Genomic DNA, 23,082 nt, shown 5'->3' with positions numbered 1-23,082 from the left:
GACCTTCCGCACGAGGCAAACTGACGCTACCGAAAAAACCCGGGCGCCTGTGCCCACAACATCCAGGCCGCCGGGTCACGCTGAATCATCTCGTCGAGCCAGCGCGCCGCTTCCTGCAGCACGGCATCGCGGTCTGTCGGGTCGAGCGGCGCGCCGATCCGAAACTCCACTCGGGCCGTCAATGGGTTGATCCGCGCCGCGTAAAACACGATCGGCAGTTTCAACAATTCGGCCATCTTGACCAAGCCATTGGGCAGTTTGGCGTCGCGTCCGAGCAAGGTGACCGGGCGCGCACCACCGACTTCGCCCGGTGGCACATCGATCAACGACAAAATGCTGTCTCCGGACTTTGCCTTGTCGCGAAGATCGCGCACCGCAATGCCTCGATAACGCTTGAACAGCGGCCGGCCGCTATGTTTTTCGACCTCGCGCGTGCGCCAGCAGGCGTAGCGATACAGCACGCTCAGATGTCCGACATGCTCGGGGTCCAAGGGGCCGGCCAGGCACACAATCGGCCGACCGGTGCGATGCAGGCTGCGAATACCCCAATGCCCGCCACCCCAATGAAACGTCACCGCCATCACCGGGCCGTCGGCCGGCCAGTCGCCAGTTTGATCGAAGTTCCGGTCGATATGGCGGTCGCTGCGCGTCTTGGACCAGTAGAGGTCGGTCAAGTCCATCAGCCGGTGAAACCGGCAACGATGCTCAAAATCCTGCCGATCAGCGGCGAACCCGAAGTTCTGCGCCTGGTCGGCCGCCTGATGCACGCCCCCCCGATAGAGCAGCTTGAATCGGGTCAGCCACCACCCCAGGCGCACGCCCAAACGGAATGGCAGCAGCGCAATCAGCCCCGGGACCAGGACGTACTCGACGCCCGCCCGGGTATTGCCGATCAGCCAGTCCTTGAGGCTAAGATGTCGGATTCCACTGAAGATTTTCGTCATGACCGACCATGCTAGCCGCACCCTGAATCCGATTGCGGGCATTTTGGCGATAGAAGTGAAACCTGAGGGCAACCCGGTGCACCTGGGGCTGCCCTTGGAATCGGCCTCGGCGCTGGTTGATGTCATCAGCGGAGACTTGCTCAGGCTGCTACCAGGCGTGGACGCCTGCGGCTTGGCGATTGCGGCCGCACTCTACGATCAGGCTCAGATACTTCGCCCTGGTTTTCCGGTTCATGCCGCGCTTGCCGAGCTCTATGGCCAGGAACCCAAGGCACGGCAGGCGCCCAGTCTGATGGCGTTCGGCGCCAGCGCCGGCCGAATGGCCAAACCGGAGCTGGAGCCCGACCCGCGCCTGATTGGCAGCCCATTCCTGGTGCTGCCGTTCGTGCTGATGGCGCCAGCAGAGGCGCGCGAGCGCTTGACGCAGCACATGGAAACCGAGTGGGAAGAGCAGGCGCTGGCCAGCGCCCGCCTGGCGCTGTTCTTGAACCAGAGCTTCTCGATCGAGACCGAGCATGTCCGCTTCATGACGCGGAACGACCTGTTGGCGTTGTGCGCGATGCAGTACAACCAGGCCGATCTGGAACCGCTGTGGCAGTTGCTCGAGTGTGCGCTGCTGAGCCCGAATGCTGAAGAAACCGTTCGATCCGCCTCCGGGCATCGTTATCTGTATCGGCACGGTGTGGTATCAACGGACCCCGTCAAAGATGCCGGCACGGCCCAGGAGCGCCGTCAGTATCAGGCGGTTCTGGCGGCGCACGGACTTCAGCTGGTGGATGCGCAATCGACGGACGCGTGACGCGCCTCCGCGGCGAATGCGATCGGGCGAGTGGGGGTCTGACCACGTTTTCCCGCAGATTACGTATGGAGTCGATAAGCCCGGATCAATCGTGCCCGGGTGATGTGTAGCAGCCATGCGTAGTGCGCGAATTGCCCGTCCGAACTTGACCCTGTCGGGTGCGCGCAACTACAGTGAATTTTCAATGGGAGCGCAGGCCTTGGCCATGTTCATGATGTCTGACCCGACCTGCCATGCCTGGTTCCGGAGCTGATCGTGCCGAATCTGTTTACTGCCCCCGAAAATCTGATCTTCGTGATCGCGCTCGGCGTGGTGGTGGCACTCGCGGCCATCGAAGTGCTCGCCATCCTGCTGGGTCATAGCTTTGGTCATTGGCTGGACGGTTTGCTGCCGGATGGGTTCGATGTCCATGTCGATGGCCATATTGACGTCGATGTCGACGGCGCTGGCTCCGTATTCGACAAACTGCTCGGCTGGCTGCATTTCGGCAAGGTGCCGACGCTCGTGATCATCACGGTCTACTTGATGTCGTTTGGCATGGTCGGGCTCGGTTTGCAGATCGGCGCGCGCAGTCTGCTGGATGGCTTTCTGCCCGGCTGGATCGCGGCCGGTGCGGCGCTGCCACTCAGTCTGCCGATCGGCAGCCGACTGGCCGGTTTCATCGGCCGCCTGCTGCCGCGTGACGAATCACAAGTCATCAAGCGCCACCACTTGCTTGGCCGCTTGGCCACGATTGTCATCGGCGAAGCCCGTCAAGGCTCGCCCGCGCAAGCCAAACTGCGCGATGAATTCCGCACGACCCAGTACTTCATGGTCGAACCGAATCAGCCCGGCGAGGTGTTCCGCCAGGGCGAGCAAGTCGTGGTCGTCGCCATGCTCGGCACAGTATTCCGCGCCGAGCGCTTCGACCCCAAGCTGATTGAACACGATCCCTGATTGAACGCGAGGCCGCACTCATGCAATTGATGGAAATCCTGATCCTGACCGGCATTGGCCTGGTCGGCTTCCTGTTTATCTTCCTGATCATGGCGAGGCTGTACCGGCGCGCCTCCAAGGAAATCTCGTTCGTGCGCACCGGTTTGGGCGGGCAACGGGTCATTGTTAACGGCGGCGGGCTCGTCTTCCCCGTGTTTCATGAGCTGATCCCGGTCAACATGAACACGCTGAAGCTCTACGTCGAGCGCGCCAAAGAAGCGGCGCTGATCACACGTGATCGCATGCGTGTAGACGTGCAGGCCGATTTCTATGTCCGCGTGCAGCCAACCGAAGAATCGATCGCCAACGCCGCTCAGACCTTGGGTCGCAAGACCATGGAGCCGGAAGCGCTGAAGGAACTGGTGGAAGGCAAGTTCGTCGATGCCCTGCGCTCGGTTGCGGCCGAGATGGGTATGGAGGAGCTGCACGAACAGCGTTCGTTGTTCGTCCAGAAAGTGCAGCAGGCGGTCAGCGAGGATCTGCTGAAGAACGGACTCGAGCTGGAAGCCGTGTCGCTAACCGGCCTCGACCAGACCGGCAAGGAGTATTTCAATCCGGATAACGCCTTCGACGCCGAGGGCCTGACCCGGCTGACCGAAGCGATTGAACTCCGTCGCAAGAAGCGCAATGAAATTCAGCAGGAAACCGAAGTCGAGATTCAGAAAAAGAATCTGATTGCCGAGCAGCAAAAGCTGACACTGTCGCGCGAAGAAGAGTACGCCAAACTGCAGCAACAGCGTGAAATCGAGATCCGCCGCGCGCATCAGCAGGCCGAGATCGCGACGCAGCGCGCCGAAAAGGCTCGCGAAGCCGAGCAGGCGAAAATCGAAGCACAGCAGCAGATCGATCAGGCCAAAATCGCCGCCGATCGTGCACTGCAGGAGCAGCGCATTGCGATGGAGCAGCAGCTGAAGGAGCGGGAGGTTGCGAAGTCGCGCGCGGTGCAGACCGCCGAGATTGAGCAACAGAAGACCGTGCAGCTTGCGGAGCAGGAGCGCGCAATCGCGATTGCCGAGAAATCTCGTGCGCAATCGGAGGCGCAGGCCGCTGCAGATCTCGCACGCGCGGGTGCGGTGCAGGCCGAAGAGCAGGTCGCCACGGTCCGCGAAATCGAACGCGCCGAGCGTCAGAAGAAGATCGAACTCGTTGAAGCGGCGAAGAAGGCCGAGCGCGACATGATTGGCGTCACTATTGCGGCCCAAGCCGAGAAGAAAGCTGCCGAAGATCGCGCCCAGGCGGTGTTGACTGCGGCGAATGCGTCTGCTGACCAGCGCCGCATTCAAGCGCAGGCAGATGCCGATGCCGAACGCATGCGTGCGCAGGCCGCCGAACAGCGTTATGCCGTCGATGCCGAAGGCCAGCGCCGGCTGAACGAGGCCGCGAACATGATGTCGGCCGAGCAAGTGGCGATGCAGATCAAACTGGCGTTGCTGAAGCATCTGCCGGAGATCGTGCGCGAATCGGTCAAGCCGATGGAGCACATCGAAGGGATTCGAATTGTGCAGGTCGAAGGCTTGAATGCGGGAGGTGGCGGCGCCGGCACAGGTGGCGCAGATCCCGCAAATGGCAACTCCGGCAATCTCGCCGAGCAAGTCGTCAGCTCGGCGCTCCGCTATCGCGCCCAGGCGCCGCTCATTGAGTCGCTAATGCGCGAGGTCGGCATCTCTGGGAGTGATCTGCACGGCATGACGCAGGGGCTTAAGGACAAGCCAGAGTAAGCGTTGTCGTCACTCCGGCGAAGCAGACTGTGTGAAAACCTTTGGGCAGGACAATATTTGGCGCTTCAACATAGCCTCGGTACGGCTGCAAGACCTTCAAACCCACCCCGGATCAAGTCCGGGGTGACGAGAGGTGGATTGGAACACGTTGGGGAACCGATCCTTTCTAGCGTCTGAAGCAACGACTTTGCCTCGACGGACACTCTCGCGATTCGTCACCCCGGACTTGATCCGGGGTGGGTTTCAGGCTCGCGGCAAACTGACCCATCATTTGCGCTCATCATCGCTTCCGAACCCGATCGGCTAGGTTGCTCGAACCAGTCCTTTGTTGTTTTCACACAGTCTGGAAGGCCGGGGTCCGGACAATCTTGCAGAATGCTACCCAGGCCTACTGCTTGCGAATCGTCTCCTGCACTACTTGGCGTCGCCCCGGCGAAGCAGGGGCTGTGAAAACGGTTGAAGTTTGCGGTGGCACCTCATTGCCGTCATCCCGACGCGTGCGGGACCCAGGGCAATCTGGCCACCGTGCCGCAAGTATTCTGGGTCCCGACTTGCGTCGAGATGACGACAACGGAGTCAGTCGCCTTGCGATGGCGTCAGACGCCATGAGTGCAGGCACCGAAGCCGTTTGCACACAGCCTGGAACGTCGGGGTCCAGGCAATCTCGCAGCAAACCAGCGAGCATGCTTCACCGCTCCGAATGCCCTGCATCATCGTAATCGCGCCGGGTAAACAAACCCGGACGAATCAAGTCGATAAACGCGCGCGCCTGCGGGCTCAAGTACTTGCCCTTGCGCACCACGACACCATACGTCCGCTGCGGGAACCAGTCCTTCATATTGCGGACTTCCAAGCGATCTTCGGGCCGCAGACAAATCCCGGTGACAATCGAAATGCCAAGCCCCATCGCGACGTATTGCTTGATGACCTCCCAGCCACCCACTTCAATCGCCACTTGATACGGCACGCGCGCCTTCTGAAAAATCAGGTCGACCAAGCGAAACGTCGTGAGTCGTCGCGGTGGCAGGATCAGACCATGCGGCGACAAATCCTCCAAGCTGATGTGACTCTTGCTCGCGAGCGGATGATTGACTGGCATGATCAGCATCGGGTCAAACGAATACACCGGCTCATAGACCAGATCGTTCGGCACATCGAGCATCGAGCCGACCGCGAAATCGACTTGATCCGAGCGCAGCATCGCCAAGCCATCGATACCGGTCACATTGTGCAATTGGAGCTTCACTTTCGGATGCCGATCGCGATAGCTCGCGACGAGTGCGGGCAGCAGGAACTGAATCGTCGACGATCCCGCGGCGACGTTGAGCTCGCCCGCATCCAGGCCTTGGACCTTGCGCCGGAAGTTTTGGTCGAGCGATTCCAAGCCCTCGATCAACGGCAAGGCCAGGTCGTAAAGCTCTTGGCCTTCGCGCGTCAGCTGCACGCGGCGCCCCGTGCGTTCCAATAGACGCACCCCAAACTCGCGCTCCAAGGCCTGGATCTGCAAACTCACGGACGGCTGACTGAGAAACAACGCCTCGGCCGCGCGCGATAGTGTTCCGAGCTTGGCCGTGTACAGAAACGCCCGCAGCTGCTTGAGTCGGCTGCCCTTGTAGTAGAAACGCGCCGCCCCAGCACTTTTCGGGCGACGGGGCGTGCGGCGTTTGCGTTTGGTGGGGGCGGTGGCCATGGGGCGATTATGCGCACAATTGAGGCGATCGCGTGGCGCGCGTTTGCGGCATCGATTCGTCGGTGCTTTGGCTAAGTGTTGACGGATGCTTCGGGTGATGCGACGGGATCGCAGGTCCTCGGTGTGACAACGAGGCCAGATTGTTCTGAACTAAGGCCTTCCAGGCTGTGTGGAACCATCGGGCGACTGATTCGAGACGCCTAGGTGATCGCGTTCGGACACGATGGTGCATGCAAGAAATAGGTCAGCATGCCGCGAGCTCGAAACCCGCCCCGGATCAAGTCCGGGGCGACGAATCGCGAGCGTGTCGGTCGCGGCAAAGCCGGTACTTCAGACGCCAGAAAGGAGCGGTTTCCGAAGGGTATCCAACGCACCTCTCGTCACCCCGGACTTGATCCGGGGTGGGTTTGGAGTTCTTGCCGTAAACCAGAGACTATGTTGAAACAACGAATATCGCTCTGCCGCAACGTTTTCAACCATTCGGCGTCCGCCGCGCCTCGCGGTGACAAACCCTATTGTCGTCATCCTGGCGCAGCCGGGATCCAGGGCAATCTTGCGTCAAACGTTCAAGCTGCAGTGCCGTGCGCCTTGTTTGCGAACCTGTTGCAAGATTGCCCTGGCTCCCGGAATCCGCTGCGCGGCTTCCAGGATGACGACAAAGGTGGCCCCAGCACTCGGGCACTCTTGATTCTTTCGGGCTGATCGAGGTCTTTCCACACAGTCTGGAAGGCCGGGGTCCAGAACCGGCCTGGCCACCAGCGACAGAGTCGATTCGAACCATCGGCCTGCAATCGCCAACTCAATACCAAATCGCCATCCTCAGCCCAAGCGAATCTACGCGCGGCGGATCGGGCAACGATTGCGCGGTGCCGCTAGCAATGCGCTCCGCACTCCACAACGCAGCAAGCGCATCGTGGACGTCGTCGATCGCCGCGATGCGTTTCGGAATCGCCGCGCGCAGTCGTTCAACGCGCTTCGGTCCGAAATACTTGGCGAGCAGCGCCAAGCGGATCTCCTGACCTTCGAGCGTGCGTTTCGGCGCGACGATGCCTTGCCCAAAGCCACCACGCATTGCGGCAAAGCTGACTTCCGGATGGATCTCATGCACACAGGCACGAGCGTTTGCATCGCCCCGAAGCAGATGATCCCACTGCCGAATCTTGGGATAGATCGCAAACGCCTGCGCCGCGACGCCCATGCCACCGAGTTGCCTCTGAATCGTCTGCGCTTCAAGCCGGTTCGCTGCGTTGAGCGCTGGCCGCATCGGCGCGGCAAACACACTGCTGGCACGTTTGCCGCCGACAAACGCACGGGCGAGCCGATCGGTCGCGCGCGCCGATCCGTCTTCAAGTCCAATCGGGATATCGACCGCAATCACGCTGGCATCGATATTCGAAAGCCACAAGCTCTCGGCATCCTCATACCGCTTCCAGCCCAACTCGCTGCCTTGCCGCCACACCGCGAGCCAACCCGATCCCGCACCGTCGACGCCCAGGCAGCGCGACATGGCTTATCCCAGCTTTTCCCGCTGTGTTTTCAGACCATGCAACTGCGTGCCCCAGTCCACCAAGCGCTGACGTTCCTGATCGACCACCGCTGCCGGGGCGTTCTGCACGAACGTGGCGTTGCCGAGTTTGCCTTCGCATTTCTTGATCTCCACTTCGACGCGCGCGATTTCCTTGTCCAGACGCTTTTTCTCGGCGTCCAGGTCGATCAGGCCGGCGAGCGGAATCAGTACGCGGAGGCTACCGAGCACGCCGGCGGCCGACGCGGGCTCTTCTTCTCCGGGTGCCAAGTAGCGCGGCGTCTCAGAGCGCGCCAGGAACGTTATTTGCGCGGCGAATTTCTCGGCGCGGCGTTGATCTTGGGCATCGCCACCAGCAAACAGCAGCGGCAGCACTTTGCCTGGCGCGATATTCATTTCGCCACGGATGCGGCGGACGTTGGCGAGCACGGATTTGAGCCAATCGACTTCGGCGGCGGCGTCTTTGTCGGCGACGATGTCGTCGACTTGCGGATAGCGCTGCGTACCCAGGAACTGATTCTCGACCGACATACCAAGGCGCGGCGCAACATGCTGCCAGATTTCTTCGGTGACGAAGGGGATCAGCGGGTGCGCGAGGCGCAGCACGGTTTCGAGCACGCGCAGCAGGGTGTGCTTGGTCGACGCCACTGCTGCGGCGTCCTGTCCTTGCAATGCGGGCTTCGACAGTTCCAGGAACCAATCGCAGAACTCGTTCCAAACGAAATCGTAGAGTGCCTGCGACATCAGGTCGAAGCGATAGGCAGCCACCTGCGTGTGCATTTCGGCGATGGTCGACTGCAGGCGCGTCAGAATCCAACGCTCGGCTTCGGTCACCGCCGTTTTCGGCGCAGTCGCGGCGTCGAAGTCTTCGGTGTTCATCAACACGAAGCGGCTCGCGTTCCAGAGCTTGTTGCAGAAATTCTTGTAGCCTTCGCAGCGCGAGAAGTCGAACTTGATGTCGCGGCCATGTGACGCCAGCGAGGCGAACGTGAAGCGCAGCGCATCGGCGCCCACGCCATCGATGCCCTCTGGGAATTCCTTGCGCGTCGCCGCTTCGATTTTCGGCGCGTCCTGCGGCTTCATCAAACCCGTCGTGCGCTTCGCAATCAGATCGTCGAGCGAAATGCCGTCGATCAGGTCGAGCGGATCGAGCACATTGCCCTTGGACTTCGACATCTTGTTGCCATCGCGATCGCGCACGAGGCCGGTGATGTAGACGTCCTTGAACGGCACCTGGCCGGTGAAGTGATCGGTCATCATGATCATCCGGGCGACCCAGAAGAAGATGATGTCGAAACCGGTGACCAGCACCGACGTCGGCAGGAAGGTGTCGTAACCGTACTTGGCTTGCGCTTCGGGATTTGGCCAGCCGAGCGTGGAGTGGCTCCAGAGCGCTGACGAGAACCACGTCTCGAGCACATCATCCTCGCGCTTCAGTGCTGCCGTGATGCCGGCCGCCTGCGCTTTTTTGGCTGCTTCCGCTTCGTCGCGGGCGACAATGATTTCGCCCGATTCGGCAAACCACGCCGGAATCCGATGCCCCCACCAGAGTTGCCGCGAAATGCACCAATCCTGGATGTTGCCGAGCCAGTGCCGGTAGGTGTTGATCCAGTTCTCTGGGACAAAGCGCACGGAACCGTTTTCAACCAGTTCCAAGCCACGCTTCGCGAAGTGGTCCATCTTCACGAACCACTGGTAGGTCAAATAGGGCTCGATCACCTGGCCGGAGCGATCACCACGCGGCACTTGCAGCTTGTGCGCCTTCTCTTCAACCAACAGTTCCGCCGCGGTCAGATCAGCGAGCACCGCCTTGCGTGCGACATAGCGATCCAGGCCTTGATACTTGGCTGGCGCGCGATCGTTGATCTTCGCGTCGGGCGTGAAGATGTTGATCATCGGCAGGCTGTGCCGCTTGCCGATCTCGAAGTCGTTGAAGTCGTGCGCCGGGGTGATCTTGACGCAGCCCGTGCCGAATTCTTTGTCGACATACGCGTCGGCAATGATCGGAATCTCGCGATCACACAACGGCAGCTTGAGCATCTTGCCGATCAGCGCCTGATAGCGCTCGTCGTCGGGATGCACGGCCACGGCGACGTCACCGAGCATGGTTTCGGGACGCGTCGTCGCAACGATCAGCTGACCACTGCCATCGGCGAGTGGGTACGCGATCGACCACAACTTGCCGTGCTCTTCTTCGCTGACCACTTCCAGGTCCGAGATCGCGGTCAGCAACACTGGGTCCCAGTTCACCAAACGCTGGCCGCGATAGATCAAGCCTTGTTCGTACAGACGCACAAATGTTTCGGTGACGGCTTCGGACAAACCTTCGTCCATCGTGAAGCGCTCACGCGACCAGTCGCCCGACGTGCCGAGGCGGCGCATCTGGCGCGAGATCGTGCTGCCGGATTCTTCCTTCCACTGCCACACGCGTTCGGTGAACTTTTCCCGGCCCAGGCCGTTCCGCGTCTCGCCTTTGCCTTCGCGCTCCAACAGACGGCTGACGACCATTTCGGTCGCGATACCAGCATGATCGGTCCCGACCTGCCACAAGGTGTTGTGACCTTGCATGCGGTGGTAGCGGATCAGCGTGTCCATGATGGTGTGCTGGAACGCGTGGCCCATGTGCAGCGTGCCCGTCACATTCGGCGGCGGCAACATGATGCTGTAGGGCGTGCCGTGCCCGCTCGGCGCGAAATAGCCGGATTGTTCCCAGCGCGGATACCACTGCGCTTCGATGGCTTTGGGTTCGAATGACTTGTCCATGGCAGGCTCCCGCCCGGCTGCAATGGCCGGACAATGGTGAGAATAGAGCCCTATAGGCTACCAAGCCCGCCTGGAGCTTGCGAACTTCGCGGTTTTGCCGCTATTCGTAGCCGTTGCAGTAGATGTCTTCCAGATACGTCCCGCAGACGCCCAGTACGGGCAGATCATGGTGTTCACAGTGCGCAGCCTCCGGGGTGCTGGCGCAGTCCACCAGCAGATTCGGGTTGGCGCTGTCGTCGGCAGCGGTCGCGATGGCGGTCACCACGATTGGCGTTCCAGCGGCTCGGGAAACTAGGCCATTGCCGATACTGACGCGGATCACGCCCGACCCGCTGCCATTGACGCTTAGGCCAGCGCTCCGATTGCACCGAACGAGCTGTCCGGCCGCTGCGGTGCCGCTGGCGGTGCAGGCGGTCAGGGGGAACCCCGCACCGCCGACCAGCGAGTGATAGCTGAAACCCGGCGGCAGCTGCGCCGAGACGAAGAAATTGCCAGCCGCCGCCGTACCACTATTCCGATAGCTCACTTCAAACTGGCCGGCATTCGCCTGGATCGGCAGCGTGGCGGGCGTGTGCGTGATTCCCGTGATCTCGAGCGTTGGGCTTGGCGCCGCGCTGCTGTTGAAAAATTTCTCGAAGCACCCCAGCTGATTGATGTCGGTGGCGCAATCCGGTGCAGTCGGAATGGGTTGCGGGGTGTTGTTGCCGATCTCGGTCCAGATTCGGATCGGGCCGGGGACGGCGATGTTTGCGGCAACCGCCACGTTGATCAGAAAGTCGAACGTGCCGTTGACACTCGCAGTCGTCGTGCAGACGGTTGGATTGACCCCGGCGGCCGAGCACGTGAAGGTGTACAGCTGACCAGCCGGGCGGCTGACAAAGCTGACCCCGGTCGGCCAGTTGATACGCAAAGTCATCGGCCCGTTCAAATTGTTGTAGCCAGCGTTGACGATCCGGACGCGCATTTGCTCGCTGGCATTTTGAGTCAGCACATCATCGTTCAGCACGGTCAGGTTCGTGACCTCGACCCGCGACTGCACGCCGTCGTTGATGCGGCGCGCACATTGCGTCAGTACACCGGTGCCGGTCTCGCACACCGGGGACGGCGGTAGCGGAAACTGTGCGTTCTCGATGGTGGCATCGAACACCACGGCGTTTGGGCCGATCAGGTTGAACGTCGGCGCGACATCGAAGATGAACTTCATGTTGGTTTGCGCGCCATTGGCGAGCGCCGTGTTGCGCACGCACGTGACGTCGCGCGGCGTCGGCGCGGCCGTACACGCGATGTCCGCGCTGATGGTCTGCCGGAATGAGATGCCCTCGGGCAGGGTCGTGCGCATTGTGATGGGCGGACTGAGCGACGCGCCCGACACGTTTATGACGCGCAGATCAAACTGATTGGTCGGTGCGGTCGAGCCAAACGTGCCACTGGCGGTCGGGCTTTGCACGACGAGCCACAGTGACGCCATGTCGGCTCGGACGGGCGCGGCTGCCAGCAGCAAACAACACAAAAGCCATTGAGCGAAGAGGCGCATGCGTCACCCGATAACCGCCAGTTTGAGTAGCTGGCATCGTAGGTGACGCGCTCCGGAGAGACGACCCCGCAGTCAGGGGGTCGTCTGATGTGATGGCGCAGGCCTCAGGCCCACTCGGTCAGCCCTTCGCGCTCGTACAGCGTCTTGAAGGTTGGGCGGGCTTTGATTCGCGCCACAAATTCCGCGAGTACCGGCCAACTGGTGGCGGGCTTCGGCATGTTGCGCGACCAGCGCATCAGCATGAAGGCATGCAGATCGGCGACGGTCAGCGTGTCGCCGCACAGATAGGGGCCTTTGACTGCGAGATGATCGGCCAAGCGGTCGAACACCACCTCGATCTTGCTCTGTGCCACCGCCTTGGTGGCCTCGGCATTGGCCTCGCCGGCCGCTTCATGGGGATAAAACCAGTTGCGGAACGCCGGTTGCAGCGTGTTGGCGAGATACAGCATCCACTGCAGATACGGTTGCCGTTCGTGGCTGCCCACGGTCGGCGCCAATTTCTGTTCGCGTTCGGCCAGCCACAACAGCAGTGCCGCCGATTCGGTCATCGGCTGACCGTCGACCACCAGGGTGGGCACCACGCCGTTTGGGTTGAGACGCAGATACTCAGACGATCGCTGTTGCCCGGCCTGCAAATCGACCCGCACGAGTTCATGCGGCGCGTTCATTTCGAGCAACGCCAGATGGACAGAAAAGCTGGCCGCGCCGGGCGAAAAATAGAGTTGGTACATAGAGGGTCCTTGCGGTTGCGGAGCCGCTCATACTGGCGACTCGCCTCGCTTCCCGCAAATGACAGAAGGCTTAGCTGGGTGCCAATTCCCGACTCAATGATCGTCGGATTCGCCACCGCCAAAGCTGAGCTGCCCGTCCAGGCCCCCCGGCTCGCTATCGCCATCAGCCGATGGCGCGGTCTCGCCTTCGGCCCCACCTTCGGTGCGCACGTTCCCGACTTCTTTGCCGGGCCGCCACCACTGGTAAGTCTTCTGGGCCTTACCGTCCTCGCGCGCACTCACTTCCAGCAGCAGCTCACTGCGGCGCTCATTGCTGACCTCGGTCCAGTGGCAATCGAGCACCGCGCCTTCGAGCGCATAGAGCAGGTTGAGACTGGCCTTGAAGCCGGCCTTCTTGACCTTGAAATAGACTTCGATCGCACCGAGTGTTTTGACTTCCTCCTCGGTGCGCACGCCCACCTGGCGCAGCCAAGCAGCGCTTTTCGGGCCGATGTTGCGGATCTTGGCGCTCATGCTCAGGCTGCCGTCGCGAGAGATTCGCCAGCAATACTGGCCAGATACAGGCGAGCCATCGCTTCGAGCCCCGTTTGGTCGACATGATCAAACCGATCCAGGGCCGGCGAATCCAGATCGAGCACACCGATCAGGGTGTCGCCTTGGTAGAGCGGCACGACAATTTCGGAGCGCGAGGCGGCGTCGCAGGCAATGTGGCCTGGGAACGCGTGCACATCGCCCACCAGTTGCGTCCGGCGCATGGCGGCGGCCGTACCGCAAACGCCCTTGCCAATCGCAATGCGAACACAGGCCGGCTTGCCTTGAAACGGGCCGACGACCAATTCCTTGCCGTCGAAAAAGTAAAACCCGACCCAGTTGACCTCGGTCAGCGCGTGATAGAGCAGGGCGGAGAAATTTGCGGCGTTGGCAATGCGGTCAGTTTCACCGGACAGCAGACCGCGGGCCTGGTCCAGCAGCTCGGCGTAGAAGGCGGCTTTGTCCGTGGTCGGTATGGCTTTTGATTCGAACATGGGCGGTCAACCAAGTGGGACCGACATTCTAGCAGGCTGGTGCAAAAGAGCCGGCTCGCTTGCATCAGCGGTGGCGCAAGCGTCATTCAACCACGCAAGTGCTTGATTCATCGAGTCAATCACCATCACCGCCGCCGTCTCCGCCGTCACCGTCACCACCCCCGTCACAATCGCCACCCCCGTCACCGTCGCTACTGCTGTCGCTGTCGGGGCAGTCACTGCCGGCGTCCGCGACCATCGAATCGGCGGTTCCGTCCAAATCTGCCGGCGCGGCACCCTCAGCGTGCGGATCGCCAACGGCATCTGCGGGTTGATCCTGGCTCGCGGCGCCGGGCGCGAACGCATTGTCAGATGACGCTGGATCTGCGTTCATCGACGCACTGGCAGCTGCCGCTGACGAAACGGCTTCCAATTCGTCGGTAAACGAGAGGTTGCCATTCAAGGGTCGGAGCACCAGCGCATCGGTCAACCCCAGCACCTGGTCAAGCGCGAACAGCACCGGTACGCGGTGAGTCTGCAAGGCCGAATACCCCTCCTGATGACAAGCCGACCGCCAGCTGCGACGGAGTTCGTGCGCCACCTCTGGGGAGCGCCCGGCATAGGCGGGCAAGGGTGTCAGCATTTGGCCAAAGGCGCGGTGACAGAACGCCGGATAGCTGGGATCTGCGGCGAAGGCTGCCCAGAGCGATGCCAGCGCTCGGGATGGCACGCCGGTGGGCTTCGGTTTGGTATCGATCCAGATCATGAAATACTGACGGAGACCAGCCTCCAGGGTCGGCCAGTGCTGGTCAGCCAAGTCTGGATGTTGGTGCAGGACGGCGGTCCAGAGCGACCTCGGGAACGCGTAGTTCTGTACAAAAGTGCGCCGCTCCTGCTCGCGGCGCGTTTGCCAGTACCCCAGCAAAACGAGCAGGATGAAGCCGACCAACAGGGCGCCGGCCAATGTGATGAGCAGCGCGGACACCGATCAGCCTCGCGCGGATTCAGTCGCCACCGCCGCCGCCACAGCCGCCACCGCAACTGCTGCCGCTGTCACCGCCGCCGCTGTCACCCCCGCCACTATCCTGGCAACTGCTGTCAGAGCTGTCGCTCGTGCTGCAGTCGGTGTTGCTGGAACCGCTGCTGTCTGTACTACCTGAATCGCGGCCACCAGAGCACACGGCGCCGCCGCAACTGCTCGTCGGGGTCGAACTGAAACTGCTACCCGTTGGGTCGGCCGCGGTCATCCAGGCGCTCATCGGTTGGTAGCGATTGCCCCCGCCGATCCCGAGTTGCTGATCGATCAGAAACAGCACCGGGAGCGCTGTTGCGCTAGCGGCAGTGAGCCCGTCCAAGCGACACGCTTCGCGCCAAGTCCGACGCAGTTCCTGATTCACCCGCTCGCCATTCGGAACCGATCCGGCGGGAACGTGGTGGAAGAAATGGCCGAACGCGGTGGCGCAAAATTCGCGGTACGCCCGGGTATCCAGAATGAACTGATGCCAGAGGTCGTCAACGACCTTGGATGGCATCCCAATGGTCAAGGGATGCGTGCGGCGATGGATCTCGAAGAACTGCCGCAGCCCGTGTTCGACCCTGGCAACTTCGGCATCGCGCAGGTGCGGGTGCTGCTGCCGAAACTTGGTCAGGACCGGCTTCGGAAATTCGTATTCGTGGATGAACAGCTCGCGCTGTTGGGCTTGCCGGCGGCGATGGCCCCACCAGAGCAGGGGGACCGAGACGATCAACAGAATCAGGATCGGTGTCATGTTGCGGGTCCAGAGTACGGACCGATTGTGACACCTTCAAGACGGTTGAACAGCGCGCATTCGGGGGGTACGAGCGGGTCCGGAATGACTCCAGACCCGCACAGCTAGGTTCACCGCTTGCCAGACTTTGGCTTGGCCCGCTTCGCTGCCAGTTTGGTCGCCGCAGGTTTCGTGGCCCCTGTTTTCGACGCCGCTCGTTTTGTCGCAACGGGTTTCTTCACTGCGGATTTCTTGGCAGCAGGTTTTTTGACTGCCGGCTTTTTGGTGATCGGCTTTGCCGCGGACTGCCTGCGCGTAGCGACCTTGGCAGCCGGCTTCGCCGAACCGGACGTCTTGGCCGGCGCCTTCTTGCCTGTCGGTGCCGGCTCGGTACCAGCGCCACCTTGCAGATAGCGGAGCACATCGGCCGCATGCGTTTTCACATCGACCTTTGGCCAAACCTGCTCAACCTTGCCGCCCGCATCGACCACAAACGTGCAGCGGAAGATCCCCAGGTATTTGCGGCCATAAAGGGACTTCTCGCCCCACGCACCGAGCCCTTCGATCAGCACGCGATCGGGGTCAGCCAGCAGCGGGAAGTTGAGCGCCTGCTTGTCGGCAAATTTTTGGTGGCTCTTCACGTCGTCTGCGCTGACACCAAAGACCGGCACGCCCAGTTTCTGGAAATCAGGATGCGCGTCGCGAATACCACAGGCCTGTGTCGTGCAAGCCGGCGTGCTGTCCTTCGGATAGAAATACAGCACAAAGCGCTTGCCCTTGAGACTGGCTTTGCTGACCGTCTGGCCAGATTGCGTTGACAGCGCGAAGTCAGGGATCGACGAACCAGGTGTGAGCATCAGGGCGTACCTTCGGAGTTGGCAGTGGGTGCAGCGGATGCCGTTGCAGCGGGTTGCAGGTGTCGGGCAAAGAAGTTCAGCAAGGCATGGCCGTAATGCTTTTTCATGTACGGACTGGAGATGCCGTGCTTGGCGCCCGGATAAGTCATCAGGTCGAACGGCCGGCCCTTTTCCTGCAACGCCGTCATCAGCTTGGTGGAATTGGTGAACAACACGTTGTCATCGGCCATGCCATGCACGAGCAGCAGCGGCGCGGTCAGGCCATCAACATGCGCAAACACACTGCTCTTGTCGTAGCCGTCAGCATTGGCTTTGGGATGATCCATGTAGCGTTCGGTGTAGTGCGTGTCGTACAGCGACCAGTCGGTGACCGGGGCACCGGCAATACCCGCAGCGATCTCGTCGGAATGCTTGGCGAGCATCATCAGACTCATGTAGCCGCCGTAGCTCCAACCGTAAACGCCGACGCGCGTGGGATCGATGAACGTCTGGTTCTTGAGCCACCGAATTCCGGCCAACTGGTCGTCGACCTCCGGGCCACCCATCTGGCGGAACAACGCTTCTTCAAACGCCTTGCCACGCCGCGGGCTGCCACGGTTGTCGAGCACGAACACCACGTAGCCCTGGCGTGCCAATACCTGCCACGTGAGATCGCCCCAGGCCTTTTGCACCATTTGCTTGTGCGGCCCGCCGTACACGTTGACGATCGCCGGATAACGTTTGGTCGCATCGAATCCCGCCGGCTTGATCATGCGGTAGTACAACGTGTCGCCACCCGGATTCTTGAGGGACCCAAATTCGCTCTTCGCATGGTCTGCCAAGTACGGCGCATACGGATGATCGTCGTCGAGCGCGTTGGCCTCCAGCACGGCAATCTTCTCGCCGGTGTTCCGGTACAAGCGCACGATGGCCGGCGCTTCGGCAGCGCTGAACGTGTCGACGAACACGCTGGCGTCTTTCGCAAAGCTCGGATTGTGAATCCCTTCGCCCGCGCTGATCATCTCGGTCGACTTGACGGCCTCATTCAAGGCGACGCCAAACACCTGCGCCTGCAACGGATCCGGGCCGCCGGACAGAAAGTACAAACGGTCGTTCTTCTCGTCGACGGCAGCGATCCGGTCGACCACCCAACCCTCTGGGCTCAACGCGTAGCGCAAGCGCCCCGCCGAATCGAAGCGGTACACGCGGGCAAAACCATCGCGTTCGGACGTCCAGAGAAAGTCGTCATCGGCAAGGAAGTGCAAGTCATCATTGAGATTGACGAAGCTTTTGCTCTCCTCGACCAGGAGCGTCTTGCTGGTTTTGTCGGCGAGGCTATAGGTGCGCAGTTCGAGCCGACGCTGATCACGCGATTGCCACTGATACGCGACAAAATCGCTGTGCTTCGGCCAATCCACGCGGGCGAGATACGCGTCCTCGGTGCCATCGGTCACCCAGTCCACCTTGACCGAGCCACGCGCCACCGTGGTGCCACCGGCGTCGTGGACCAGCCCACCGGGCTGCACCTGATTCAAGTCGATGACCCCGAGTTTGACCGATGCGTTGGTTTGACCGGCTGCCGGATACCGCTGTTCGATGACCTGCACATTATCCGCGTTGATTTCGAAGCGGCGCTGGATTGGCACCGGCGACTCATCGACGCGCGCAAACGCGATCGCCTGGTCATCGGGTGACCACCAGTATCCTTCGAACCGCGCCATTTCCTCTTGGGCGATGAATTCCGCGGTGCCGTTCGAAATCAGGCCGCCGCCATCAAAGGTCAGCTGGATCGAGCGCTTGCTGTCGAGTTCGATCAGCCACAGATTCTGCTCGCGGACAAAACTGAGATACCGCCCACCCGGCGACACGCGGGCATCGGTGACAAATCCGAGCGCGCTACTCGTCAGTTTTTCGATCGCCTCTTCGCCCGACTTGCCCAGGTCGTACAAGAAGACTTCGCCATTCAACGGAAACACGAGGCGCTTGCCGTCGGGAGAGAAGTCATACTCCAGGATGCCTTTGAGGCTGGCCGTCCTCGCCCGCTCGCGGCGCGCCTGCTCCTCGGCCGACAGGGTTTCGCCATCCGGATTCAGCAGCTTGGAATCGACGAGCAATTCGGTCTTGCCTGTGGCGATGTCGTATTGCCAAAGATCGAGTTGGAACTGGTCCGTTTCCTTGCCGCGCAAGAAGGTGATGCGGCTGCCATCAGGCGCCACCTTCAACCCTTGCGGGGTCTTGCCATTCAGAGCAGGCGGCTCGAACAGTCGATCGATGCCGAGGTCGGCGGCGGCGGCAACACTACTCATCATCATCAGCAACCCAGAAAATAGAACACGACGCATGGTTTACCCCGGTGATCAGGTCAGCTTCCGAGTGTAGCGTTTGTCCTGGCGGGTCGCAGCCGTTCGCATCGGCAAGATCGTCGCCTGGCCGGCGACCTGTCTTTCGTCAGGGGTGGCCGATTTTCTGACCGGTCCGGACCATCCGTCGCGCTTCGTGCTCCTGAATCCACCAAGGAGTGCGCCATGCGTTCGTGCAAATTCGTTGTGTTACCGCTATTGATGTTCAGTCTGTTCCGAGTCCCGGCAGACGTATCCGCCGCCTGCGCGAACTACGGCTTTGCGCCCGCACCCGGCGGTGTCACTTGCCCGGGTGGCTCGTGCAGTGTGTTTGTCAGCACCGGCGTGCCGGGCGATGCCGCACTCGCCGATTTTAACGGCGACGGCTACCTGGACATGGCCACCGCGAACGTCAATATCACGTCGCTTTCGGTGCTCCTCGGGCTGCCGAATGGCAACTTCAGCTTGTCGCCGCAGGCTGTGGAACTGGGCAATGGGAATCTGGGTCAGGCAATCGTCAGCGCCGATTTCAATGGTGACCAGCGCGCGGATCTGGCGGTGGTCACGCGCTTTCACGACATCATCAGCCTGCTGGGCGATGGCACGGGCGGGTTTGTCAGCGCGGGCGTCATTGATGTTGGGTCCGGGTCGAATACCTATTCGGACATCACGAGTGGCGATTTCAATGGCGATGGCATCGTGGACTTGGCCGCCACGGCGCCGACGCTGAATGCGATCACGATCGGGCTTGGGCTCGGCAACGGGCAGTTCCAGCAGCCCAGCGGCTCGCCGTTCGGCGTCTCGGAATTGAATCTGCCGATGAGCCTTGCCGCGGGTCGGATTGATTCGGACAACATCGACGACCTCGTGGTCGCCGGACTGGAGAGCGACAATCTGGTGGTGCTGAAAAGCCAGGGCAACGGCCAGTTCGTCGTCTTGCAGAATGAGAGTGCGGTGATCGCACCGGAGGCGCGGCCGCGCCAGGTGGAACTGCGCGATCTGAACCATGACGGTCGGCTGGATGCCCTGGTCGCGAGCCATGTATTCCGGAACAGCGGCGCCGTGCCGTTGTCGCCATTCAATCGGGCGGCGTTGTTTCTCGGTCGGAACACCGGCGGGCTCGATGCTGCGACGTTCGTGGATCTCGGTGGCGATCTGGACGACGTCAGCGCCGCCGATTTTGATGCCGACGGTGCAGAGGACCTGCTCGGCGCCAACATCGCGTTTTCGTTTCGGACAAGTGTGGCCAGACAAACGGGCGCCATGATCTTCGAAACCACGCCACTCGCGCTGCCGGGCGCGGGGGGTGCCTCGGGTGGCGTCTACACCGGGGATTTTGATCGCGATGGCTTTGTGGATGTGGCCGGCGTCATGAGTAGCGGATACGTCAATGTCAGTCTGAACACGTGCGTTCAGGATGCGCTGTTTGCGAACGGATTCGAGTGAGCACGATGGTCATCCGGACATCGCAACGCACACGGATCACGCGTGCAACCCGGCGGCGCTGGCATACTGTGGGCATCGCCCAAGAAGACCCTGGACCAGCCATGCCGGGGCTCCCTGCTGCCTTCTCATTGGAACTGCGCCATGCCTTTGCTTGCCGGAATTTCGCTGTTATTGCAGATCATCCTGGCCATTCATGTGGCCAAGACAGGACGGAATCTCTACTGGATCATGATTATTGTGATGCTGCCGCTGATCGGCGGCGTCGCTTACCTCGTGGTGGAAGTTCTGCCGGAACTTCGCAACAACCCGAGCGCGCGACGCACGGTGCGTGCGGTAGCGGATCGGATCAACCCAGAACGGCGGCGCCAGCAGATTGCCGATCAGCTCGCGCTCAACAATAGTCTGGAGAATCGGAGCGCACTCGCGCGGGAATCATTGCAGTTGGGCGATTTCGTCAATGCCGAACGGCTGTTTCGGGAATGCCTGACCGGCCCTTATCAAACTGATCCGACCTTCATGCTTGGCCTCGCCGAGGCACAGGCGGAGCAAGCGAAGTTCGCCGAGGCCCGACAGGTGCTGGAGGCATTGATCGCGGCCAATCCCGATTATCAATCCCACGATGGCCATTTGCTTTACGCACGCTGCCTGGAAGCACTGGGCGAATACCCCGCCGCGCTGAAAGAATTTGCGGTGCTCGCATCCAGTTATCCGGGTGAGGAAGGACGGCTTCGGTATGCGAAGTTGCTCGCGCAACAAGGGCGCCCGGCCGATGCGCTCGCGGTGGTTCAGGATATGCGGACACGGGCCAAGCGGGCCCCTGCCTACTACCGCAAGAAGGAGGCCGAATGGCTAGAGGCTGCTGAGACATTGGCCCGGCAAATCGGTGCGGAGGCGGCACGCTAACTAATTGTGCAGTGCCACATGGCCGGATGATTGGAACCTCAGTGCTTCCCTAATACATTGTTTAATATACCTTTTATACGAATCTAGCGGTTGCGCTGGAAATCGTCGTGCAAGCAGGCGGGGCAGGTCCTTCGGATTCCATTTGCCCGATTGTGAAATTGCCGTTACATTGCAGCTCGGACCGGGCCGCCCGGTACTTCTGGGACATGACGTTAGACGGGGCACACCACATGAAGATTCAAAAGCTGTCGATACTTGCACTGGCCTTGTTGGCCACGCAGGCCAATGCCAATCCTGAGAAATTGGCGACTTATCAAACGATGCGTGGTATTGCCGCGCAAATCGAATCATTGAAGCAGCAAACGGGCGTTGATACCGCGGCTCAGATTGCGTCGCTGCAAAGTCAGTTCAAAGACCTGCAAAACGGAATGGGCGGAGACGATCCGACGCGCTCGTATGAAGCGAACCGTCGTACGGTCGCGCGCGTTCCGACTGGCAGCGGCCCAACCCCGCCGTCCGGCATGACCGTCACCACGACGTCGGCCACCAATTCGACCCCCGTGCCGATCAATGACGTCGCGACCAACACGTCGACGCTCACGATCGCGGGCGCTGGCACGTATCTGTGGGACGTTGATCTGACGGCGCTGCTCACCCATACGTTCGCAGCCGACATGGACATCACGCTGACGTCGCCAGCGGGTACGGTCGTCACGATTTCGACTGACAACGGCGCCGGCAACGACAACGTGTTCAACGGCTCGTTCTTCGACGACGACGCCAACCCGGCGGGTGCCGTGCCGTACACGACCAACGATGGCGTGACCACGGACCAGGTGTACGTCAACCTGACCACGGCGACGCCGCTGGTTGCGGAAGGCAGCCTGGGCGCATTCCGTGGTGAAGACCCGAACGGCACTTGGACGCTGACAGTGACCGACGATCTGGCCGGCGACACCGGTTCGATCGATGGCTTCACGATCGATGCGCACACGTTGACGTCTTCTCCCACGCTGACCCCGGCGACCGGCTTCGTCAACACGACCCCGGTAGCGATTGCCGATGTCGCGACGACCACGCATACGATCAACGTGAGTGGCCTGACTGGGGTCATCGTCGACACGACGCTGACCACCAACATCACGCACACGTTCGCGGCGGACATGGACATCACGCTGACGTCGCCAACTGGCACGGTCGTGACTCTGACCACCGACAATGGTGCTGGCAACGACAATGTCTTCAACGGCACCCTGTGGGATGACAATGCTGCGACCACGACTACTGACAATGTCTACGCAAATCTCGTGACGGCGGCGAACCTCGTGCCCGAAGAGTCGATGTCCGCATTCACCGGAGAGGACCCGAACGGCACGTGGACGCTGACAGTGTCGGACGACCTGGCTGGCGATACCGGCTCGATCGATAGTTCGGCATTGGCTTTCGTTCTGGGCACGGCACCTTGCGTGGCCATTGTCTGCCCGGCAAACGTCTCGTCGAGCACGGCCGCCGGCACCTGCGCGTCGCCCGTGACCTTCGCCGCACCAACCGGCGACCCGGGCTGCGGCACGATCACCTGTGATGCCACCAGCGGCAACAGCTTCGGGCTTGGCGTCACCAACGTGACGTGCACCGCGCAAGCCGGCCCGACGTGCGGCTTTACGGTGACGGTCAACGACACCGAAGCACCTGTGATGACCTGCCCGACCGACATCGCGACCCAACCGACCTCTCAGCAAGGTGCAACGGTCAACTTCACGGCCCCGGTCGTGACCGACAATTGTCCGGGCGTCGGCGCAGCGACTTGTGCTCCGGCGAGTGGTTCGATCTTCTCGACCGGCGTCACGAGCGTCACGTGCAGCGCAACCGATGCCGCCACGAACGCTGGCAACTGCGGCTTCCAGGTACTGGTCGGCGCGCAAACGTCCGTTCCGGTGCTGAACAGCCTTGGTCTGTTCGCGCTGATCCTGGGCTTCCTGGGCTTTGCCTGGGTGCGTCGACAGACGATCTGAACGTAGCGAACAGCTCAGGAGCCTCTGAACAAGTTCAGAGGCGATGCGGTCAATGGATGACCCGCCCAGAATCGAGCACGCAAGTGCTTGATTCTGGAGCACTGAGTCCAGACAT

At 61.4% G+C, this 23,082-nt stretch carries 18 protein-coding genes; 6 read left to right on the top strand and 12 right to left on the bottom strand.

Annotated features, from left to right (window positions below; genetic code table 11):
• Window positions 1-26 precede the first annotated feature (26 nt).
• A complete protein-coding gene (locus C7S18_RS21030; RefSeq protein WP_106893420.1) occupies window positions 27-944 on the bottom strand; it encodes a lysophospholipid acyltransferase family protein in 918 nt (305 codons plus the stop codon).
• Here C7S18_RS21030 and C7S18_RS21025 point away from each other — a divergent pair.
• The 3 genes from C7S18_RS21025 (at window position 943) to C7S18_RS21015 (ending at window position 4,436) form a co-directional block, all read left to right on the top strand.
• On the top strand, window positions 943-1,743 hold the full coding sequence (locus tag C7S18_RS21025) for a hypothetical protein (RefSeq protein ID WP_106893419.1): 801 nt from the start codon (window positions 943-945) through the stop codon (window positions 1,741-1,743). The genes C7S18_RS21030 and C7S18_RS21025 overlap by 2 nt on opposite strands.
• A 255-nt stretch (window positions 1,744-1,998) precedes the next feature.
• Window positions 1,999-2,679: a YqiJ family protein gene (locus tag C7S18_RS21020; RefSeq protein ID WP_170113405.1), complete on the top strand. Its 681-nt coding sequence runs from the start codon at window positions 1,999-2,001 to the stop codon at window positions 2,677-2,679.
• Between the two features lie 20 nt (window positions 2,680-2,699).
• Window positions 2,700-4,436, top strand: coding sequence for a flotillin family protein (locus C7S18_RS21015; protein WP_106893417.1), 1,737 nt, complete (start codon window positions 2,700-2,702; stop codon window positions 4,434-4,436).
• Window positions 4,437-5,124: 688 nt separating this feature from the next.
• Here the strand turns inward: C7S18_RS21015 and C7S18_RS21010 are convergent.
• From C7S18_RS21010 to C7S18_RS20955, 11 genes are all read right to left on the bottom strand, one after another.
• Window positions 5,125-6,126 carry a LysR family transcriptional regulator gene (locus C7S18_RS21010; protein WP_106893416.1) on the bottom strand — a complete coding sequence of 334 codons (1,002 nt, stop codon included), beginning with the start codon at window positions 6,124-6,126 and terminating at the stop codon, window positions 5,125-5,127.
• Window positions 6,127-6,925: 799 nt separating this feature from the next.
• A complete protein-coding gene (locus C7S18_RS21000) occupies window positions 6,926-7,633 on the bottom strand; it encodes a DUF429 domain-containing protein (protein WP_106893414.1) in 708 nt (235 codons plus the stop codon).
• Between the two features lie 3 nt (window positions 7,634-7,636).
• The gene (locus C7S18_RS20995) at window positions 7,637-10,414 is read right to left on the bottom strand and encodes a valine--tRNA ligase (RefSeq protein ID WP_106893413.1); all 2,778 of its coding nucleotides are present in this window, start codon (window positions 10,412-10,414) and stop codon (window positions 7,637-7,639) included.
• A 100-nt stretch (window positions 10,415-10,514) separates the two neighbouring features.
• Entirely contained in the window at window positions 10,515-11,948 is a 1,434-nt protein-coding gene (locus tag C7S18_RS20990) for a hypothetical protein (protein ID WP_106893412.1), read from the bottom strand.
• A gap of 104 nt (window positions 11,949-12,052) precedes the next feature.
• Window positions 12,053-12,679 (bottom strand): glutathione S-transferase family protein, encoded by a 627-nt coding sequence (locus tag C7S18_RS20985; protein ID WP_106893411.1) that lies wholly within the window; start codon window positions 12,677-12,679, stop codon window positions 12,053-12,055.
• Between the two features lie 93 nt (window positions 12,680-12,772).
• Entirely contained in the window at window positions 12,773-13,192 is a 420-nt protein-coding gene (locus tag C7S18_RS20980) for a TfoX/Sxy family protein (RefSeq protein ID WP_106893410.1), read from the bottom strand.
• 2 nt (window positions 13,193-13,194) lie between these two features.
• Complete coding sequence (locus tag C7S18_RS20975) at window positions 13,195-13,704, bottom strand: GAF domain-containing protein (protein ID WP_106893409.1); 510 nt, start codon at window positions 13,702-13,704, stop codon at window positions 13,195-13,197.
• A gap of 115 nt (window positions 13,705-13,819) precedes the next feature.
• The gene (locus tag C7S18_RS24615; RefSeq protein WP_170113404.1) at window positions 13,820-14,668 is read right to left on the bottom strand and encodes a hypothetical protein; all 849 of its coding nucleotides are present in this window, start codon (window positions 14,666-14,668) and stop codon (window positions 13,820-13,822) included.
• 19 nt (window positions 14,669-14,687) lie between these two features.
• Window positions 14,688-15,452 carry a glycine-rich domain-containing protein gene (locus C7S18_RS20965; protein WP_106893407.1) on the bottom strand — a complete coding sequence of 255 codons (765 nt, stop codon included), beginning with the start codon at window positions 15,450-15,452 and terminating at the stop codon, window positions 14,688-14,690.
• A 110-nt stretch (window positions 15,453-15,562) separates the two neighbouring features.
• The gene (gene bcp / locus C7S18_RS20960) at window positions 15,563-16,288 is read right to left on the bottom strand and encodes a thioredoxin-dependent thiol peroxidase (RefSeq protein ID WP_106893406.1); all 726 of its coding nucleotides are present in this window, start codon (window positions 16,286-16,288) and stop codon (window positions 15,563-15,565) included.
• Window positions 16,288-18,609: a S9 family peptidase gene (locus C7S18_RS20955; RefSeq protein WP_106893405.1), complete on the bottom strand. Its 2,322-nt coding sequence runs from the start codon at window positions 18,607-18,609 to the stop codon at window positions 16,288-16,290. Before C7S18_RS20955 ends, bcp begins: the two co-directional genes overlap by 1 nt.
• A 183-nt stretch (window positions 18,610-18,792) precedes the next feature.
• On the opposite strand from C7S18_RS20955, the gene C7S18_RS20950 reads away from it, so the two are divergent.
• The 3 genes from C7S18_RS20950 (at window position 18,793) to C7S18_RS20940 (ending at window position 22,967) form a co-directional block, all read left to right on the top strand.
• Window positions 18,793-20,052: an FG-GAP repeat domain-containing protein gene (locus C7S18_RS20950; RefSeq protein ID WP_106893404.1), complete on the top strand. Its 1,260-nt coding sequence runs from the start codon at window positions 18,793-18,795 to the stop codon at window positions 20,050-20,052.
• Between the two features lie 141 nt (window positions 20,053-20,193).
• Window positions 20,194-20,955 (top strand): tetratricopeptide repeat protein, encoded by a 762-nt coding sequence (locus tag C7S18_RS20945; RefSeq protein WP_106893403.1) that lies wholly within the window; start codon window positions 20,194-20,196, stop codon window positions 20,953-20,955.
• A 230-nt stretch (window positions 20,956-21,185) separates the two neighbouring features.
• Window positions 21,186-22,967 carry a proprotein convertase P-domain-containing protein gene (locus C7S18_RS20940; protein ID WP_170113403.1) on the top strand — a complete coding sequence of 594 codons (1,782 nt, stop codon included), beginning with the start codon at window positions 21,186-21,188 and terminating at the stop codon, window positions 22,965-22,967.
• Window positions 22,968-23,082 lie beyond the last annotated feature (115 nt).

Source organism: Ahniella affigens, from assembly GCF_003015185.1.
Lineage (GTDB): Bacteria > Pseudomonadota > Gammaproteobacteria > Xanthomonadales > Ahniellaceae > Ahniella > Ahniella affigens.
Note: the sequence above shows the minus strand (reverse complement) of the source record. Positions and strands in the feature narration are given on the sequence as shown.

Coding starts and splice junctions, on each gene's coding strand:
- C7S18_RS20945 (WP_106893403.1), top strand. CDS start 20,194: ATGCCTTTGCTTGCCGGAATTTCGCTGTTATTGCAGATCATCCTGGCC.
- C7S18_RS21030 (WP_106893420.1), bottom strand. CDS start 944: ATGACGAAAATCTTCAGTGGAATCCGACATCTTAGCCTCAAGGACTGG.
- C7S18_RS20950 (WP_106893404.1), top strand. CDS start 18,793: ATGCGTTCGTGCAAATTCGTTGTGTTACCGCTATTGATGTTCAGTCTG.
- C7S18_RS20980 (WP_106893410.1), bottom strand. CDS start 13,192: ATGAGCGCCAAGATCCGCAACATCGGCCCGAAAAGCGCTGCTTGGCTG.
- C7S18_RS20940 (WP_170113403.1), top strand. CDS start 21,186: ATGAAGATTCAAAAGCTGTCGATACTTGCACTGGCCTTGTTGGCCACG.
- C7S18_RS20995 (WP_106893413.1), bottom strand. CDS start 10,414: ATGGACAAGTCATTCGAACCCAAAGCCATCGAAGCGCAGTGGTATCCG.
- C7S18_RS20965 (WP_106893407.1), bottom strand. CDS start 15,452: ATGACACCGATCCTGATTCTGTTGATCGTCTCGGTCCCCCTGCTCTGG.
- C7S18_RS20990 (WP_106893412.1), bottom strand. CDS start 11,948: ATGCGCCTCTTCGCTCAATGGCTTTTGTGTTGTTTGCTGCTGGCAGCC.
- C7S18_RS20985 (WP_106893411.1), bottom strand. CDS start 12,679: ATGTACCAACTCTATTTTTCGCCCGGCGCGGCCAGCTTTTCTGTCCAT.
- C7S18_RS21025 (WP_106893419.1), top strand. CDS start 943: ATGACCGACCATGCTAGCCGCACCCTGAATCCGATTGCGGGCATTTTG.
- C7S18_RS20955 (WP_106893405.1), bottom strand. CDS start 18,609: ATGCGTCGTGTTCTATTTTCTGGGTTGCTGATGATGATGAGTAGTGTT.
- C7S18_RS20975 (WP_106893409.1), bottom strand. CDS start 13,704: ATGTTCGAATCAAAAGCCATACCGACCACGGACAAAGCCGCCTTCTAC.
- C7S18_RS21010 (WP_106893416.1), bottom strand. CDS start 6,126: ATGGCCACCGCCCCCACCAAACGCAAACGCCGCACGCCCCGTCGCCCG.
- C7S18_RS21015 (WP_106893417.1), top strand. CDS start 2,700: ATGCAATTGATGGAAATCCTGATCCTGACCGGCATTGGCCTGGTCGGC.
- C7S18_RS21000 (WP_106893414.1), bottom strand. CDS start 7,633: ATGTCGCGCTGCCTGGGCGTCGACGGTGCGGGATCGGGTTGGCTCGCG.
- bcp (WP_106893406.1), bottom strand. CDS start 16,288: ATGCTCACACCTGGTTCGTCGATCCCTGACTTCGCGCTGTCAACGCAA.